This window comes from Streptomyces sp. NPDC085946 (assembly GCF_044540485.1).
Lineage (GTDB): Bacteria > Actinomycetota > Actinomycetes > Streptomycetales > Streptomycetaceae > Streptomyces.
Genome location: NZ_JBITSF010000008.1, coordinates 17,882 through 32,319, shown reverse-complemented (window position 1 = coordinate 32,319; position 14,438 = coordinate 17,882). Strand labels below are relative to the sequence as shown.

Here is a 14,438-nt window from a genome sequence, read left to right as displayed (position 1 = left end):
CCACCGCGGAGCAGCGTGTAACCGCGGGGTTACGTCCGCTCAACGGGGTACGGGGAGGCTTTCTCCTCGTACCCCGTTGTCCCGGCGCGTCACCCCCTTCGATGCCGTAGGGGCGCTACGCGCGTAGACGACCCCCGTCCCCAGGAGAGTGCGCCATCAACGCGTCCAGCAGCCCTCCGGCCGGAGCGGCGGGCGGTCAGGTGACCGCCGTCGAACTCGCCGGGATCACCAAGCGTTTCCCGGGCGTCGTGGCCAACCACGACATCCACCTCACCGTCCGCAAGGGCACCGTCCACGCCCTCGTCGGCGAGAACGGCGCCGGCAAGTCGACGCTGATGAAGATCCTCTACGGCATGCAGAAGCCGGACGAGGGCACCATCGCGATCGACGGCGAGCAGGTCGCCCTGTCGTCGCCGGCGGACGCCATCGCCCGCGGCATCGGCATGGTGCACCAGCACTTCATGCTCGCCGACAACCTCACGGTCCTGGAGAACGTGGTGCTCGGCAGCGAGAAGCTGTACGGCATCGGCGCCCGGGCCCGCCGCAAGATCCAGGAGATCTCCGACCGCTACGGTCTCGACGTGCGCCCCGACCTCCTGGTCGAGGAGCTCGGCGTGGCCGCCCGCCAGCGCGTGGAGATCCTCAAGGTCCTCTACCGCGGCGCCCGCACCCTCATCCTGGACGAGCCGACCGCCGTGCTCGTGCCGCAGGAGGTGGACGCGCTCTTCGCCAACCTGCGGGAGCTGAAGTCCGAGGGCCTGTCGGTCATCTTCATCTCGCACAAGCTGGGCGAGGTCCTCTCCGTCGCCGACGACATCACCGTCATCCGCCGCGGCACCACGGTCGGCACCGCCGTCCCCTCCGAGACCACCCCGCGCCAGCTGGCCGAGATGATGGTCGGCAGCGAGCTGCCCACGCCCGAGACGGCCGAGTCGACGGTCACCGACCGCCCGGTCCTCACCGTGGACAAGCTCCGCCTGACGGCCCCCGGCGGCAAGGCGCTGCTGGACGACATCAGCTTCACCATCCACGCGGGCGAGGTCCTGGGCATCGCCGGCGTCGAGGGCAACGGCCAGACCGAGCTGGTCGACGCCCTGATCGGCCTGCGGCACGCCGACTCCGGCACCATCGCCCTGGAGGGCGAGGAGATCACCGCCTGGGCCACCCGCCGGCGCCGCGAGCAGGGCATCGGCTACATCCCCGAGGACCGCCACCGCCACGGCCTGCTCCTGGAGTCCCCGCTCTGGGAGAACCGCATCCTCGGCCACGTCACGGAGCGGCCCAACGCCAAGGGCGTCTGGCTGGACCCGAAGGCGGCCCAGGAGGACACCCGCCGGATCGTGACGGAGTACGACGTCCGCACCCCCGGCATCGACGTCACCGCGGCCTCCCTGTCGGGCGGCAACCAGCAGAAGCTGATCGTCGGCCGCGAGATGAGCCACAAGCCGCGCTTCCTGATCGCCGCGCACCCCACCCGGGGCGTGGACGTCGGCGCGCAGGCCGCCATCTGGGACCACATCCGCGAGGCGCGCCGCGAGGGACTGGCCGTGCTGCTGATCTCCGCCGACCTGGACGAGCTGATCGGCCTGTCCGACACGCTCCGGGTGATCTACAACGGCAGGCTGGTCGCCGACGCCGACCCGGCCGCCATCACCCCCGAGGAGCTCGGCTCGGCCATGACCGGTGCCGCCACCGGGCACCTCGCACACGAAGAACCGCCGGCCGGCGGCGAGCACGCGGAAGACGAGGCCCGCTGATGAAGAAGTTCGACAAGGAGCGCGTGCTCCTCGCGGTGGCCGGACCGGTCATCGCGCTCGCCGTGGCCTTCGTGCTCAGCGCGATCGTGCTGATCGCCTCGGGCCAGAGCCCGGTCGAGCCGTTCGCCCTGATGTTCGAGCAGGCGTCGTTCTCCGACATCCAGGTGCTGATCATCAACCAGGCGTCGATGTACTACATCGCGGCCCTGGCGGTGGCCATCGGCTTCCGGATGAACCTGTTCAACATCGGCGTCGACGGCCAGTACCAGCTCGGCGCCATGCTCGCCGCCGTCGTCGGCGCCCACCTGAACCTGCCGGCCGTGATCCAGATCCCGCTGCTGCTCCTGACCGCCGTGTTCACCGGCGCCTTCTGGGCCGGCGTCGCCGGTGTCCTGAAGGTCACCCGCGGCGTCAGCGAGGTCGTCGCGACGATCATGCTCAACGCGATCGCGACCTCGGTCATCGCCTACCTGTGGCTGCCGGACGTCTTCGGCGTCAAGGTCGGCAACAACAACACCACCGGCGAGATGCACGAGTCGGGCTGGATCCCCGGCATCGACATGGGCGCGGCCGGCGAGATCTACGGCCTGGTGCTGCTCGCCGTCCTGCTCGGCATCGGCTACTGGGTGGTCCTCAACCGCACCCGCTTCGGCTTCGACCTGCGCGCCTCGGGCTCCTCGGAGACCGCGGCGGCGGCCAGCGGCGTCGACCCCAAGCGCATGGTCCTCACCGCCATGCTGATCTCCGGCGGCATCGCGGGCCTGGCGGGCCTGCCGATCCTGCTCGGCGACACCCACACCTACAGCCTGAACTTCCCCACCGGAATCGGCTTCCTCGGCATCGGCATCGCCCTGCTCGGCCGCAACAGCCCGGTCGGCATCGCCTTCGCCGCCCTGCTGTGGGCCTGGCTCGACAAGGCCTCGCCCGAACTGGACTTCCACGGCTACGACAAGGAGATCGCGGTCATCATGCAGGGCCTGATCGTCCTCTCGGTCGTCGTCTCCTACGAGGCCGTCCGCGAGTGGGGCCTGCGCCGCCAGCAGCGCCGGGTCGGCGCGGAGCTCGCCGCCGGTCACGTCCTGGGCGCCGACAACAACACCACGAAGGAGGTGGCTGGCCGATGACCACCTCGCAGACCTCGGCGACCGACGTCAACCAGCCCACGCTGCAGCCCGCGGCGCCGACCGGCCGCCGCCTGTCGCTGCCCGTCCTGCTGCTGGTCATCGCCGGCGCGCTGGCGCTGACCTCGATCGTCCGCATCATCACCGGCGCCGACGGCATCACCAACGTCAGCCAGATGTCCACCGCGCTCCAACTCGCCGTCCCGATCGGCCTGGCCGGCCTGGGCGGCCTGTGGGCCGAGCGCGCGGGCGTCGTCAACATCGGCCTCGAAGGCATGATGATCCTCGGCACCTGGTTCGGTGCCTGGGCCGGCTTCCAGTGGGGCCCGTGGACCGGTGTCCTCGTCGGCATCGCCGGCGGCGCGATCGGCGGCCTGCTGCACGCCCTCGTCACCGTCACCTTCAACGTCAACCACATCGTCTCCGGTGTGGCCATCAACATCCTCGCCCTCGGCGCCACCCGCTACCTCGCGCCGCTGGCCTTCGAGGGCCACCCGGGCGGCTCCGCCAAGCAGTCCCCGGCGGTCGAGTCCCTCGGCCACTTCACGATCCCGGGGCTGTCCGACGCCCTGCGCGACCTGAACGCCAAGGGCTGGTTCTTCGTCTCCGACATCGCCGGCCTGCTCGGCGGCCTGGTCACCAACGTGTCCTGGCTGACCCTGGTCGCGGTGGCGCTGATCCCCGGCACCTGGTGGGTCCTGTGGCGCACCGCCTTCGGCCTGCGCCTGCGCTCCTGCGGCGAGAACCCGGTCGCGGCCGAGTCCCTCGGCGTGAACGTCTACAAGTACAAGTACATCGCGGTGGTCGTCTCCGGCGGCCTGGCGGGCCTCGGCGGCGTCTTCCTGTCCATCGTGGCCAACCCCTTCTACCTGGAGGGCCAGGTCAGCGGCCGCGGCTACATCGGCCTCGCCGCGATGATCTTCGGCAACTGGATGCCGGGCGGCCTCGCCATCGGCGCCGGCCTGTTCGGCTACACCGACAGCCTCAACCTGCGCGGCGGCTCCGCCAACGTGCACGCGCTGCTGCTGCTCGGCGCCCTGCTGCTGATCATCGGCGCCCTCTACCTGGCGTTCCGCAAGAAGTACGCGGCCGCCGGCATCACGGTCGTCGTCGGCCTGCTGGTCTTCACCTGGTACGCCATGACCAACGAGGTCCCCAACCAGGTCGTCTCCGCCACGCCGTACGTCGTCACCCTGGTCGTGCTCGCCCTGTCGGCCCAGCGCCTGCGCATGCCGAAGGCGGACGGCCTGCCGTACCGGAAGGGGCAGGGCAAGTGACCGTCGACTGGGACGCCCTGCGGGCGGTGGCGCGGGAGGCCATGTCCCACGCGTACGTCCCCTATTCGAACTACCCGGTCGGCGTCGCCGCCCTGGTCGACGACGGCCGCACGGTCTCCGGCTGCAACGTGGAGAACGCCTCCTACGGGCTCGGCCTGTGCGCCGAGTGCGGTCTGGTCTCCGAGCTCCAGCGCACCGGCGGCGGCCGGCTGACGCACTTCACGTGCGTCGACGGCAACGGCGACGTCCTCGTCCCGTGCGGCCGCTGCCGGCAGCTCCTCCACGAGTTCGGCGGCCCGGAGCTCCTCCTGGAGACACCCGCGGGCATCCTCCCGCTCTCGGAGATGCTGCCCCAGGCCTTCGGCCCGGACCATCTCAGCAAGTAACTCCCGTGCGGCCCCTCTGAACCCGGTCAGAGGGGCCGCGCACTTCCCGTACCTTCGGAAGGAAAGCCAAGGCCATGGACGTCATCTCCGTCATCCGCACCAAGCGGGACCGCGGTGAGCTCAGCGACGAGCAGATCGACTGGGTCATCGACGCGTACACCCGCGGGGAGGTCGCCGACGAGCAGATGTCCGCGCTCGCGATGGCCATCCTGCTCAACGGCATGAACCGCCGGGAGATCGCCCGCTGGACCGCGGCGATGATCGCCTCCGGCGAGCGCATGGACTTCTCGTCCCTGTCCCGCCCGACCGCCGACAAGCACTCCACCGGCGGCGTCGGCGACAAGATCACCCTGCCGCTGGCCCCGCTGGTCGCCGCCTGCGGCGCGGCCGTCCCCCAGCTCTCGGGTCGCGGCCTCGGCCACACCGGCGGCACGCTCGACAAGCTAGAGTCGGTCCCCGGCTGGCGCGCCCTGCTCTCCAACGAGGAGATGCTGCACGTCCTGGACACCACCGGCGCGGTGATCTGCGCGGCGGGCGACGGCCTGGCTCCCGCCGACAAGAAGCTGTACGCGCTGCGCGACGTCACCGGCACGGTCGAGGCGATCCCGCTGATCGCCTCCTCGATCATGTCGAAGAAGATCGCCGAGGGCACGGGCTCCCTGGTGCTGGACGTGAAGGTCGGCACCGGCGCCTTCATGAAGACGATCGAGGACGCCCGCGAGCTGGCCTCCACGATGGTCGGCCTCGGCACCGACCACGGCGTGAGGACGGTCGCGCTGCTCACCGACATGTCGACCCCGCTGGGTCTGACCGCGGGCAACGCCCTGGAGGTCCGCGAGTCGGTGGAGGTCCTGGCGGGCGGCGGCCCGGCGGACGTGGTGGAGCTGACGATCGCCCTGGCCCGCGAGATGCTCGACGCGGCCGGGGTGAAGGACGCCGACCCGGCGAAGGCCCTGGCCGACGGCTCCGCCATGGACGTCTGGCGCCGCATGATCGCGGCCCAGGGCGGCGACCCGGACGCCGCGCTGCCCACCTCCCGCGAACAGCACGTCGTCAAGGCCCCGAGCTCCGGCGTCCTGACCCGCCTCGACGCCTACGACGTCGGCATCGCCGCCTGGCGCCTGGGCGCGGGCCGGGCCCGCAAGGAGGACCCGGTGCAGGCCGCCGCGGGCGTGGAGATGCACGCCAAGCCGGGCGACCCGGTCACCGAGGGCCAGCCCCTCCTGACCCTCCACACGGACACCCCCGACCGCTTCGCCTACGCCCTGGAGGCGGTCGAGGGCTCCTTCGACATCGCGGCCCCCGGCACGGCCTTCACCCCGTCGCCGGTGGTGCTGGAGCGCATCGCCTGACCTGCGGCTCTCCCCTTCGTGAACGGGATCGGCGGACCCCCGCCGATCCCGTTCGGCGTGCCGGGGGCACCGCGGCGTGCCCGGCGGCGCCCCGTCCCGGCTCAGCCGAGCAGCGCCGCCACCACCACCAGCACCGGTACCGACACCACCGTCGACAGCAGGATCGCCTCCCGGGCCAGCACCTCGCCGACCCGGTAGCGGCTCGCGTAGGTGAACAGGTTCTGCGCCGCCGGCAGGGACGACGTCACCACCACGTCCAGCAGCGCCGCGCCCCGCAGACCGAAGACGCCCGCCGCCAGCGCCCAGGCGGCCAGCGGCTGGGCGAACGACTTGAGCGCCACGGCCAGCAGCACCGGGGCCCGTTCGGCGCCGCGCAGCGGGAGGGTGCTGCCGCGCAGGGAGATGCCGAAGGCCAGCAGCACCGCGGGCACCGACATGTTGCCGATGAGGGTGAGCGGGTCCATCAGCGGCCCCGGCAGGCCGACACCCGCCGCCGACACGGCCACCCCCGCCAGCGACCCCACCGCCACCGGGTTGCGCAGCGGGGTCAGCAGCCGCTGCCACAGCGGACGCTGCTCCCCACCGCTCGCGAGATCGAGGATCGTCAGCGCCACCGGCGTCACCCCGACCAGCTGGAACAGCAGCACCGGCGCCACCAGCGAGGCGTCGCCCAGCACGTACACGGCGATCGGGATGCCGAGGTTGCCGGAGTTGACGTAGCTGGAGCACAGCGCCCCGACCGTCGTCCGGCCCACACCCCAGCGGCGTGCGGCACCCACGGCCACGAAGACGCCCGCCGCGGCCGCCGTGCTCAGCGCCGTCACCAGCAGCCGGCTGGAGAAGACCACCGACAGGTCGGCCCGCGCCAGCGTCGTGAACAGCAGCGCCGGCGAGGCCACGTGGAAGGCGAGCTTGGTCAGGACGTCCCGGCCCTGGTCGCCGAGGTGCCCGCCGCGCCCGATCGCGTAGCCCACCGCGATGACGACGGCGATGACCGCGAACCCGCTCAGCACCCCCTGCACGGCCGCTCCTCCTCGCCCACGAGGGCACCGGGCAGCGCGGGAGGAGCAGATGGGTGGGCCATACAGGCAACCCTCCGCGGGACGGCCGCCCCGGTCAATGTGATCTTCGCGGCACGGCCTCCCGCCCGGCCGCGATGAGTTGTGCGGGCCCGCCCGGTCTACCGGTCGTGGACGCCATGACACCCCCCGTGCTCGTGCTGCCCGGCCCCGTCACGCGGGACGAGGCGGGCGCGCTGAGCGACCAGGTGCAGGCACTGCTGCGGGCCGGCGGTGCCGGGGTCGTGGTGTGCGACGTCGCGGGGCTGGGACCGCCGGGGCTCGCCGCCGTCGACCTGCTGGCCCGGCTCCAGCTCGCCGCCCGGCGGGCCGGCGGCCGGATCCGGCTGCGCGACCCGGCCCCCTCCCTACGCGCCCTGCTGGACCTGGTCGGGCTCTCCTTCGAGGTGGAGGGGCAGCCCGAACAGCGGGAACCAGCGCTGGGTGTCGAGGAAGCAGTGGAACCCGGTGATCCGGCCGTCTGAGATCTCCAGCACCTGCACCGCCCACGGCGTGAAGCCGCCCGTCTCCGGGTCCGGCTTGTACTGGGCGAAGCCCGGCAGCCCGTTGACCTGCACCGGCACCAGCCGTGAGCCGGCGCAGGGGGCGCCGAGCGTCGTCATGAAGCCCGTGATGTCGTCGGTGCCGGTCAGCCACAGGTCGAACGGCGGCATCGTCATGACGGCGTCCTCGTGCAGCAGCGCGGTCAGTGCCGTCATGTCGTAGCCCTCGAAGGCGGCGACGTACCGCTCCAGCAGCTTCTGCTGCTCCTCGTCCAGCGGGTCGGAGACGGCCGCCTCGGCGCCCGGCTCCCGCTGCTCGGCCAGGGTCGCCCGGGCCCGCTGGAGCGCGCTGTTGACCGACGCGACGGAGGTGCCGAGCAGCTCGGCGACCTCGCTCGCCCTCCAGGCCAGCACCTCGCGCAGGATCAGCACCGCCCGCTGCTTGGGCGGCAGCTTCTGCAGGGCGGCCATGAAGGCGAGCCGCACGGACTCCTTGGCGACCGCCGCCTCCGCCGGGTCCTGCGTCGTGGGCAGCACGCGCGCGTCGGGCACGGGCTCCAGCCAGGTGTGGTCCGGGCGGGGGGACAGGGCGGCCCGGGCGAGCGGGCTCGGCTCGGTGAGGTCCATGGGCCTGGCGCGTTTGTTGCCGGCGGTCAGCATGTCCAGGCAGACGTTGGTCGCGATGCGGTAGAGCCAGGAGCGGAGGCTGGAGCGGCCCTCGAACCTGTCGTAGCTGCGCCAGGCGCGGACCATCGTGTCCTGCACCGCGTCCTCGGCCTCGAAGGACGAGCCGAGCATGCGGTAGCAGTACCCGGTCAGTTCGACCCGGTGCGCCTCCAGCCTGGCATCGAGATCGGTCGGAGTCGCCGTGCCGTTCGTCATCGTCCACCCACCCCTGCGGCGTTCCTGTCGCGCGCCTTCGCGCCCAGCACTTCGGAAGCTACCGCAGGCCACTGACAACGGCCTGGGGAGCGGGAGAAGGGGCCGGCCGGGAGCGGGGCTCCCGATCCGCGCCCCCGGCCCGGACGCCCCGGCTCAGCCGCCCGCGGCCAGCCGCGCGGCCCGTGTCCCGAGCAGCGTGATGGTCACGACCCCGGCCACCGCCAGCAGCCCGACCCCGACCGTCCCGGCCCAGCCGCCCGCGTGGAAGGCGACCGCCCCGACCGTGCTGCCCGCGCTGGAGCCGACGTAGTACGCGGACTGGTACAGCGCCGACGCCTGGGCCCGGCCGTGCGTCGCCGTCCTGCTGACCGCCGAGGACGCGACCGCGTGCCCCGCGAAGAAGCCCGCCGTGATGAGGACCAGTCCCAGCAGCACCGGCGGCAGCGATCCGGCCAGGGACAGCAGCAGTCCGGCCGCCGTCGTGCCGCCGGAGGCGTACAGCGCGCCGCGCCGCCCCAGCCGGCCGACCAGCCGGCCCGCCGTCGACGCCGACACCGTCCCGACGAGGTACACGAGGAAGACCGAGCCGATGATCCCCTGCGGCAGGGAGAACGGCGCCTCGACGAGCCGGTAGCCGATGACCGTGTAGACACCGCCGAACACCGTCATGAACAGGGCGCCGATCGCGTACAGGCGGCGCAGCAGGGGGTCGGCGAGGTGACCGCGGACCGTCCGCGCCAGCACCCGCGGCCGCAGGGAGCCCGGCCGGAAGTGCCGCGGCGCCGGCAGCAGCAGCCGGAAGGCCACCGCGCAGGCCACCGCGACGACCCCGATCGTGCCGACGGCGACCCGCCAGCCCCACTCCTGCGCGACCCACCCGGTGACGACCCGGCCGCTCATGCCGCCGACGCTGTTGCCCGCGACGAACAGTCCGATCGCGGTGACCAGCGCCTTCGGGGTGACCTCCTCGGCGAGGTACGCGGTCGCCGAGGCCGGCAGCCCGGCCAGGGCCGCGCCCTGCAGCGCCCGCAGCGCGATCAGGGCGCCCAGCGACGGGGCGAAGGGGACCAGCAGCCCGAGGGTCACCGCGACGGCCAGCGACGCCGTCATGACCGCACGCCGCCCGTACCGCTCCGACAGCGCGCTCATCGGCAGCACGAACAACGCCAGGCCGCCCGTCGCGGCGGCCACCGTCCAGCTCGCGTCGCCCGCCGTCACCCCGAACCCGCCGGAGATCAGCGGCAGCAGGGCCTGCGTGGAGTAGAGCAGCGCGAAGGTGGCGACCCCCGCGAGGAACAGGGCGAGGCTCATCCGGCGGTACCCGGGCCCGCCCGGGGCCACCCGGGAGTCGGCCGCCCGGGAGTCGGCATCGGTGACGTGGGCCGCGGTGACCTGGGCTGCGGGGACGGTGGCATCGGCGCCCACGGTGGTGGACGCCCCGGTACTGACGGGAGACATGCCTCGAACCTACGGACGCCCCCGCTCATCCGTCCAATGCACGAACTCGCCATAATCGTTCCCATGGCGCATCAACACAGCTCACGGCCCCGCCTGTCACCGTCCAGTGACACAGAAGACAGGGCGGAGATGACGATGCTGCTCGCGCCGCGCCTGGCGTACTTCGCCGGCGTCGCCCGCACCGAGCACGTCACCCGCGCCGCGCAGGAGATGAACGTCCCGCAGTCCACGCTCTCCCGGGCGATGGTCCGCCTCGAACAGGACCTGGGCGTCGACCTGTTCGCCCGGCACGGCCGCACGGTCTCCCTCACCCCCGCCGGCCGCACCTTCCTCGCCTCGGTCGAACGCGCCCTCGCCGAGATCGGGCGCGCCGCCGACGAGGTGCGCGCCGACGCCGACCCGGCCACCGGCAAGGTCGCCTTCGGCTTCCTGCACACCATGGGCGCCGAGACCGTGCCCGGCCTGCTCCACGAGTTCCGCGCCGACCATCCCCGGGTGCGCTTCAGCCTCGTCCAGAACTACGGCGAGGCGATGCTGGAGCGCCTGCGCGCCGGCGAGCTGGACCTGTGCCTGACCTCGCCGGTCCCGGACGCCCCCGACCTGGTCGCCCGCCGCCTGGACGAGCAGAAGCTGCGGCTCGTCGTCCCCGCCGACCACCGCCTGGCCGCCCGCCGCCGCGTCCGCCTCGCGGAGGCCGCCGAGGAGGCCTTCGTGACCCTGGAGCCCGGCTACGGCCTGCGCCGCATCACCGACGACCTCTGCCAGGAGGCCGGCTTCCGCCCCCGGGTCGCCTTCGAGGGCGAGGAGGCGGAGACCCTGCGCGGCCTGGTCGCGGCCGGCCTGGGCGTCGCCCTCCTGCCCCCGCCGGCCGTCCCCCGCCCCGGCGTGGTGGAACTGACGGTCACCGCTCCCCGCGCGGTCCGCGAGATCGGCGTGGCCTGGCTGGCCGGCCGCCCGGACACCCCACCGGTCACCGCTTTCAAGAAGTTCCTGCTCTCCAAGCGGGGCAGCCTGCTCCCCGCCTGAGCCCGCGGAGAGCGGCGCACCGGCCACCCGCCTCCAGGGGCGCGGGGAACCGCGCGGCAGGCCCGCCGCGAACCGCGGCCCCCCCACGAGCGACCCCCGCCGCCCCCGCACACCCCCTACCGCTTCCAGGACCCCCCGAACCCCGCCGCCAGCGGCATCCGCAGCCCCAGCGGCGGCGGCGCGGCGAACGCGTCCTGCACCGGCCGCGAGAACGCCCTCCCGAACAACGCTCCCATCACGAAGTCCTCGGCGAGCGCGACGACTTCGTCGCGGTACTGCCGCAACCCGTGCCCGTCGGTGTGCACTTCGAACCGGCACACCTCCCGGTTCGCCTTCTTCGCCCGCGCCGCCAGCCGGAACGACAGCTCGGGATCGGTCCGCTCGTCGTTCGTCCCGTGCACGATCAGCACCTGCCGCCCGGCGAGCTGTTTCACCGGTTCGGGTGGCGCCGCCACGTCGTCCTCCGGCAGGCAGGGGGCCAGCGCCAGCACGGAGTTGACGGCGTCGTGCCCGGCGGCGCGCAGCGCGGCCCGGCCGCCCATGCCGACGCCGGCGAGGCAGACCGGCACGTCCCCGTAGCGCCGCACGGCCTCGCCCGCGGCCCAGGACGCGTCACGCGCCAGGTGCGCCTCGCTGCCGTTCCAGCCGCGGCAGCGGTAGTGCACGACGTGGACGGCGAGCCCGTCCGCGCGGCCCGCGCGGGCGAGCCGGCGCCCGAGCGTGCGGACGGACGCGGTGGCCCGCAGGGGGAGCGGTCTGCGGCTGGAGACCTCGTCGCCACCGGGGAGCAGCAACACCACTCCGCTGACCGCCGCCGGCTCCGGGCCGAGCGTCCTCCCCAGCCGGGCCGTGCGAGCCGGCGTCGCTTGCTGTGCCATGACAGAACAGTCTCAGAAGCCCGGGTGTACTCGACCCGTCCAGGGGGTCACCGTTGCGTATCGACGTCACGGGCCGGCGGGAACGCCGGGACGAGGGGGGCACGGACGACAAGGCGCGCTCTACGCGCGTAGGAGTTAGAGTGCGGAGATGACGAGCCGGATCCATGCGAACACCCCGACGCCGGACCAGATCCGCCGGGCGCCCAAGGTTCTGCTGCACGACCACCTCGACGGCGGTCTGCGCCCCGCCACGATCGTGGAACTCGCCCGCGAGACGGGCTACACCCAGCTCCCCGAGACCGACCCCGAGCGGCTCGGCGCCTGGTTCCGGGAGTCCGCCGACTCCGGCTCCCTGGAGCGGTACCTGGAGACCTTCCGCCACACCGTCGGCGTCCTGCAGACCCGCGACGCCCTGGCGCGGGTCGCCGCCGAGTGCGCCGAGGACCTCGCCGCGGACGGCGTCGTCTACGCCGAGGTGCGGTACGCCCCCGAGCAGCACCTCGACGGCGGGCTGAGCCTCGAAGAGGTCGTCGAGGCCGTCAACGAGGGCTTCCGGGAGGGCGAGCGCCGGGCGCGGGCCGCGGGGCACCGCATCCGGGTCGGCGCCCTGCTCACCGCGATGCGGCACGCCGCCCGCGCGCTGGAGATCGCCGAACTCGCCAACCGCCACCGGGACCTGGGCGTGGTCGGCTTCGACATCGCGGGCGCCGAGGCCGGCTACCCGCCCACCCGGCACCTGGACGCCTTCGAGTACCTGAAGCGGGAGAACAACCACTTCACCATCCACGCCGGCGAGGCGTTCGGCCTGCCGTCCATCTGGCAGGCCCTCCAGTGGTGCGGCGCCGACCGGCTCGGGCACGGGGTGCGCATCATCGACGACATCCAGGTCAAGCAGGACGGCACGGTCGAGCTGGGCCGGCTGGCGTCGTACGTGCGGGACAAGCGGATCCCGCTGGAGCTGTGCCCCAGCTCCAACCTGCAGACCGGCGCGGCCGCCTCGTACGCGGAGCACCCCATCGGCCTGCTGCGCCGGCTGCACTTCCGCGCCACGGTGAACACCGACAACCGCCTCATGTCCCACACCAGCATGAGCCGGGAATTCGAGCACCTTGTCGAGGCCTTCGGTTACACGCTCGACGACATGCAGTGGTTCTCCGTCAATGCGATGAAATCAGCGTTCATTCCTTTCGATGAACGACTCGCGATGATCAATGACGTGATCAAGCCGGGATATGCCGAACTGAAATCCGAGTGGCTGTTCCGCGAAACCGCCTCCACCAGCGCTTCCGTCGAGCAGAAGGACTGAGAAGGACCTCGGGGGAGGAAACGGCGTTCACAACCCGTCCGCATTTCGATGTTTGCGGCGGGCGGCCCGGCGTGTCTACGGTCACTGGACCGCTCACATCCCTGACATCCACCTTTTCGAGGACGCGTTTCCATGAAGCAGTCTGCTGCCAAGACCCTCGGTGTCGCCGCTCTCGGCGCCGCTTTCGCCGCCGCCGGTGCGGGCGCCGCGAACGCGGCCCCGGCCCTGCCGGACGCCGGCCAGGCCCTCGACACCGTGAACCGGACCCTCCCGGCGGAGACCGTCTCCCAGGTGGTGCCCGGCGCCGCGGCGCTGGACCACGGGCAGCGTGCCGCCGGCAAGGGTCTGGAGGCCGCGCAGCCGATCGTCCGGCAGCTCGTCGAGCAGCAGCTCTCCCAGGGCCCGACCGAGCCGGTCGCCGGTCTCCTCGGCGGCCTGCCGGTCCAGGGGCTGCCCACGCACGGCACGCCGGTCAACGGCATCCCGCTGGGCTGACGCCTCCGCGCAGGCGGGCACACGGGCCGATGGGGCGCACCCCCGGACACGGGGTGCGCCCCATCGGCGTACGCGGCGTCGGCCGTCACCAGGCGGTGCGGGCCTTGTCCTCGGAGGGAAGGAAGATCCACAGGGCGATGTAGAGCAGGAACTGCGGGCCGGGCAGCAGGCACGAGAGCAGGAAGATCACCCGCATCGTGGTGGCGGAGGTGCCGAAGCGCCGTGCGAGCGCGGCACAGACTCCGCCGATCATGCGGCCGTCGGCGGGGCGGGCGAGGCGGGACATGTGCGGCTCCTTCGTGAGCGTCGGTGCGAGGCGTTTCCTCTGGCTGCCTCGTCTGCTTCCACGCTACGGAGACGAAGGGGGCAAAGCGTCGCTCCACGGGGCGATCCCGACCCTGGGAATCGTCGGGGTCCGACCCTGAAACGACTCCTCCCGGGGAACGGCCGCAGGGGCCCGGTGCTCGTTCCTGCGACGCAGCCAGGACCGCCCCGCGGGCACCACGGCGAGGTGCGCGAGGGCCACGCCCAGCGGGTTGAGCAGCAGCGAGTCGACGTCCACGACCTGACCGGGCACCCCGGTCTGCAGCAGTTCGATGCCCAGCGACAGCAGCGTGCCCGCGGCGACGGTCCGCGCCAGCGAGCCCAGCCGCGAGACCCCCAGACGGCCGCCCACCAGGGGCAGCAGCACCCCCAGCGGCGCCAGCAGGGCGAGCCTCTCACCGATCCGGCGCGCCGCCTCGGGCCGGCCCAGCGCCAGGTCGGCGCGGATCCCGTCGAAGGGCCGCAGGTTGGCGGGCATCACCCAGGGGACGTCCAGGGGCCGCAGCGTCAGCCAGGCGACGAACGCGAGGTGCGCGACGAGGAGGACACCTCCCGTCACACGGATGCGGATCGCGGCGCTGCCGCCGATGGAGCCTTGACGCTGCACGCCCCCCT

Annotated in this window: 15 protein-coding genes; 9 read left to right on the top strand and 6 right to left on the bottom strand. The window is 73.0% G+C overall.

What is annotated here, in order from left to right:
- The first annotated feature begins 200 nt into the window (after positions 1–200).
- From ACIF8T_RS17600 to ACIF8T_RS17580, 5 genes are all read left to right on the top strand, one after another.
- Positions 201–1,757, top strand: a complete 1,557-nt coding sequence (locus ACIF8T_RS17600; RefSeq protein WP_400035932.1) for an ABC transporter ATP-binding protein — start codon at positions 201–203, stop codon at positions 1,755–1,757.
- Positions 1,757–2,881: an ABC transporter permease gene (locus ACIF8T_RS17595; RefSeq protein ID WP_400035930.1), complete on the top strand. Its 1,125-nt coding sequence runs from the start codon at positions 1,757–1,759 to the stop codon at positions 2,879–2,881. Before ACIF8T_RS17600 ends, ACIF8T_RS17595 begins: the two co-directional genes overlap by 1 nt.
- Positions 2,878–4,155, top strand: a complete 1,278-nt coding sequence (locus tag ACIF8T_RS17590) for an ABC transporter permease (RefSeq protein WP_400035928.1) — start codon at positions 2,878–2,880, stop codon at positions 4,153–4,155. The genes ACIF8T_RS17595 and ACIF8T_RS17590 overlap by 4 nt, the downstream gene beginning before the upstream one ends.
- A complete protein-coding gene (locus tag ACIF8T_RS17585; RefSeq protein WP_400035927.1) occupies positions 4,152–4,541 on the top strand; it encodes a cytidine deaminase in 390 nt (129 codons plus the stop codon). The genes ACIF8T_RS17590 and ACIF8T_RS17585 overlap by 4 nt, the downstream gene beginning before the upstream one ends.
- 74 nt (positions 4,542–4,615) lie before the next feature.
- Positions 4,616–5,893, top strand: coding sequence for a thymidine phosphorylase (locus ACIF8T_RS17580; RefSeq protein ID WP_400035925.1), 1,278 nt, complete (start codon positions 4,616–4,618; stop codon positions 5,891–5,893).
- A gap of 101 nt (positions 5,894–5,994) precedes the next feature.
- Here ACIF8T_RS17580 and ACIF8T_RS17575 read toward each other — a convergent pair whose 3' ends face one another.
- Complete coding sequence (locus tag ACIF8T_RS17575) at positions 5,995–6,915, bottom strand: AEC family transporter (protein ID WP_400035923.1); 921 nt, start codon at positions 6,913–6,915, stop codon at positions 5,995–5,997.
- A 134-nt stretch (positions 6,916–7,049) separates the two neighbouring features.
- Between ACIF8T_RS17575 and ACIF8T_RS17570 the strand changes: the two genes are divergently transcribed.
- Positions 7,050–7,436: an STAS domain-containing protein gene (locus ACIF8T_RS17570; protein ID WP_400036404.1), complete on the top strand. Its 387-nt coding sequence runs from the start codon at positions 7,050–7,052 to the stop codon at positions 7,434–7,436.
- Here the strand turns inward: ACIF8T_RS17570 and ACIF8T_RS17565 are convergent.
- Complete coding sequence (locus ACIF8T_RS17565) at positions 7,320–8,336, bottom strand: sigma-70 family RNA polymerase sigma factor (RefSeq protein WP_400035921.1); 1,017 nt, start codon at positions 8,334–8,336, stop codon at positions 7,320–7,322. The two genes, ACIF8T_RS17570 and ACIF8T_RS17565, sit on opposite strands and share 117 nt — an antisense overlap.
- 153 nt (positions 8,337–8,489) lie before the next feature.
- Positions 8,490–9,794 (bottom strand): MFS transporter, encoded by a 1,305-nt coding sequence (locus ACIF8T_RS17560; RefSeq protein ID WP_400035919.1) that lies wholly within the window; start codon positions 9,792–9,794, stop codon positions 8,490–8,492.
- 63 nt (positions 9,795–9,857) lie between these two features.
- On the opposite strand from ACIF8T_RS17560, the gene ACIF8T_RS17555 reads away from it, so the two are divergent.
- Positions 9,858–10,820 carry a LysR family transcriptional regulator gene (locus ACIF8T_RS17555; RefSeq protein WP_400035918.1) on the top strand — a complete coding sequence of 321 codons (963 nt, stop codon included), beginning with the start codon at positions 9,858–9,860 and terminating at the stop codon, positions 10,818–10,820.
- A 116-nt stretch (positions 10,821–10,936) separates the two neighbouring features.
- On the opposite strand, the gene ACIF8T_RS17550 is transcribed toward ACIF8T_RS17555, so the two are convergent.
- Positions 10,937–11,698, bottom strand: coding sequence for an alpha/beta hydrolase (locus ACIF8T_RS17550; RefSeq protein WP_400035916.1), 762 nt, complete (start codon positions 11,696–11,698; stop codon positions 10,937–10,939).
- A gap of 148 nt (positions 11,699–11,846) precedes the next feature.
- Between ACIF8T_RS17550 and ACIF8T_RS17545 the strand changes: the two genes are divergently transcribed.
- The gene (locus tag ACIF8T_RS17545; protein ID WP_400035914.1) at positions 11,847–13,004 is read left to right on the top strand and encodes an adenosine deaminase; all 1,158 of its coding nucleotides are present in this window, start codon (positions 11,847–11,849) and stop codon (positions 13,002–13,004) included.
- A gap of 132 nt (positions 13,005–13,136) precedes the next feature.
- Positions 13,137–13,499, top strand: a complete 363-nt coding sequence (locus ACIF8T_RS17540; RefSeq protein ID WP_400035912.1) for an ATP-binding protein — start codon at positions 13,137–13,139, stop codon at positions 13,497–13,499.
- A gap of 85 nt (positions 13,500–13,584) precedes the next feature.
- Here the strand turns inward: ACIF8T_RS17540 and ACIF8T_RS17535 are convergent, their stop codons facing one another.
- Positions 13,585–13,785 (bottom strand): PspC domain-containing protein, encoded by a 201-nt coding sequence (locus ACIF8T_RS17535; protein ID WP_400035910.1) that lies wholly within the window; start codon positions 13,783–13,785, stop codon positions 13,585–13,587.
- Between the two features lie 63 nt (positions 13,786–13,848).
- Positions 13,849–14,430 carry a VanZ family protein gene (locus ACIF8T_RS17530; protein ID WP_400035908.1) on the bottom strand — a complete coding sequence of 194 codons (582 nt, stop codon included), beginning with the start codon at positions 14,428–14,430 and terminating at the stop codon, positions 13,849–13,851.
- Positions 14,431–14,438 lie beyond the last annotated feature (8 nt).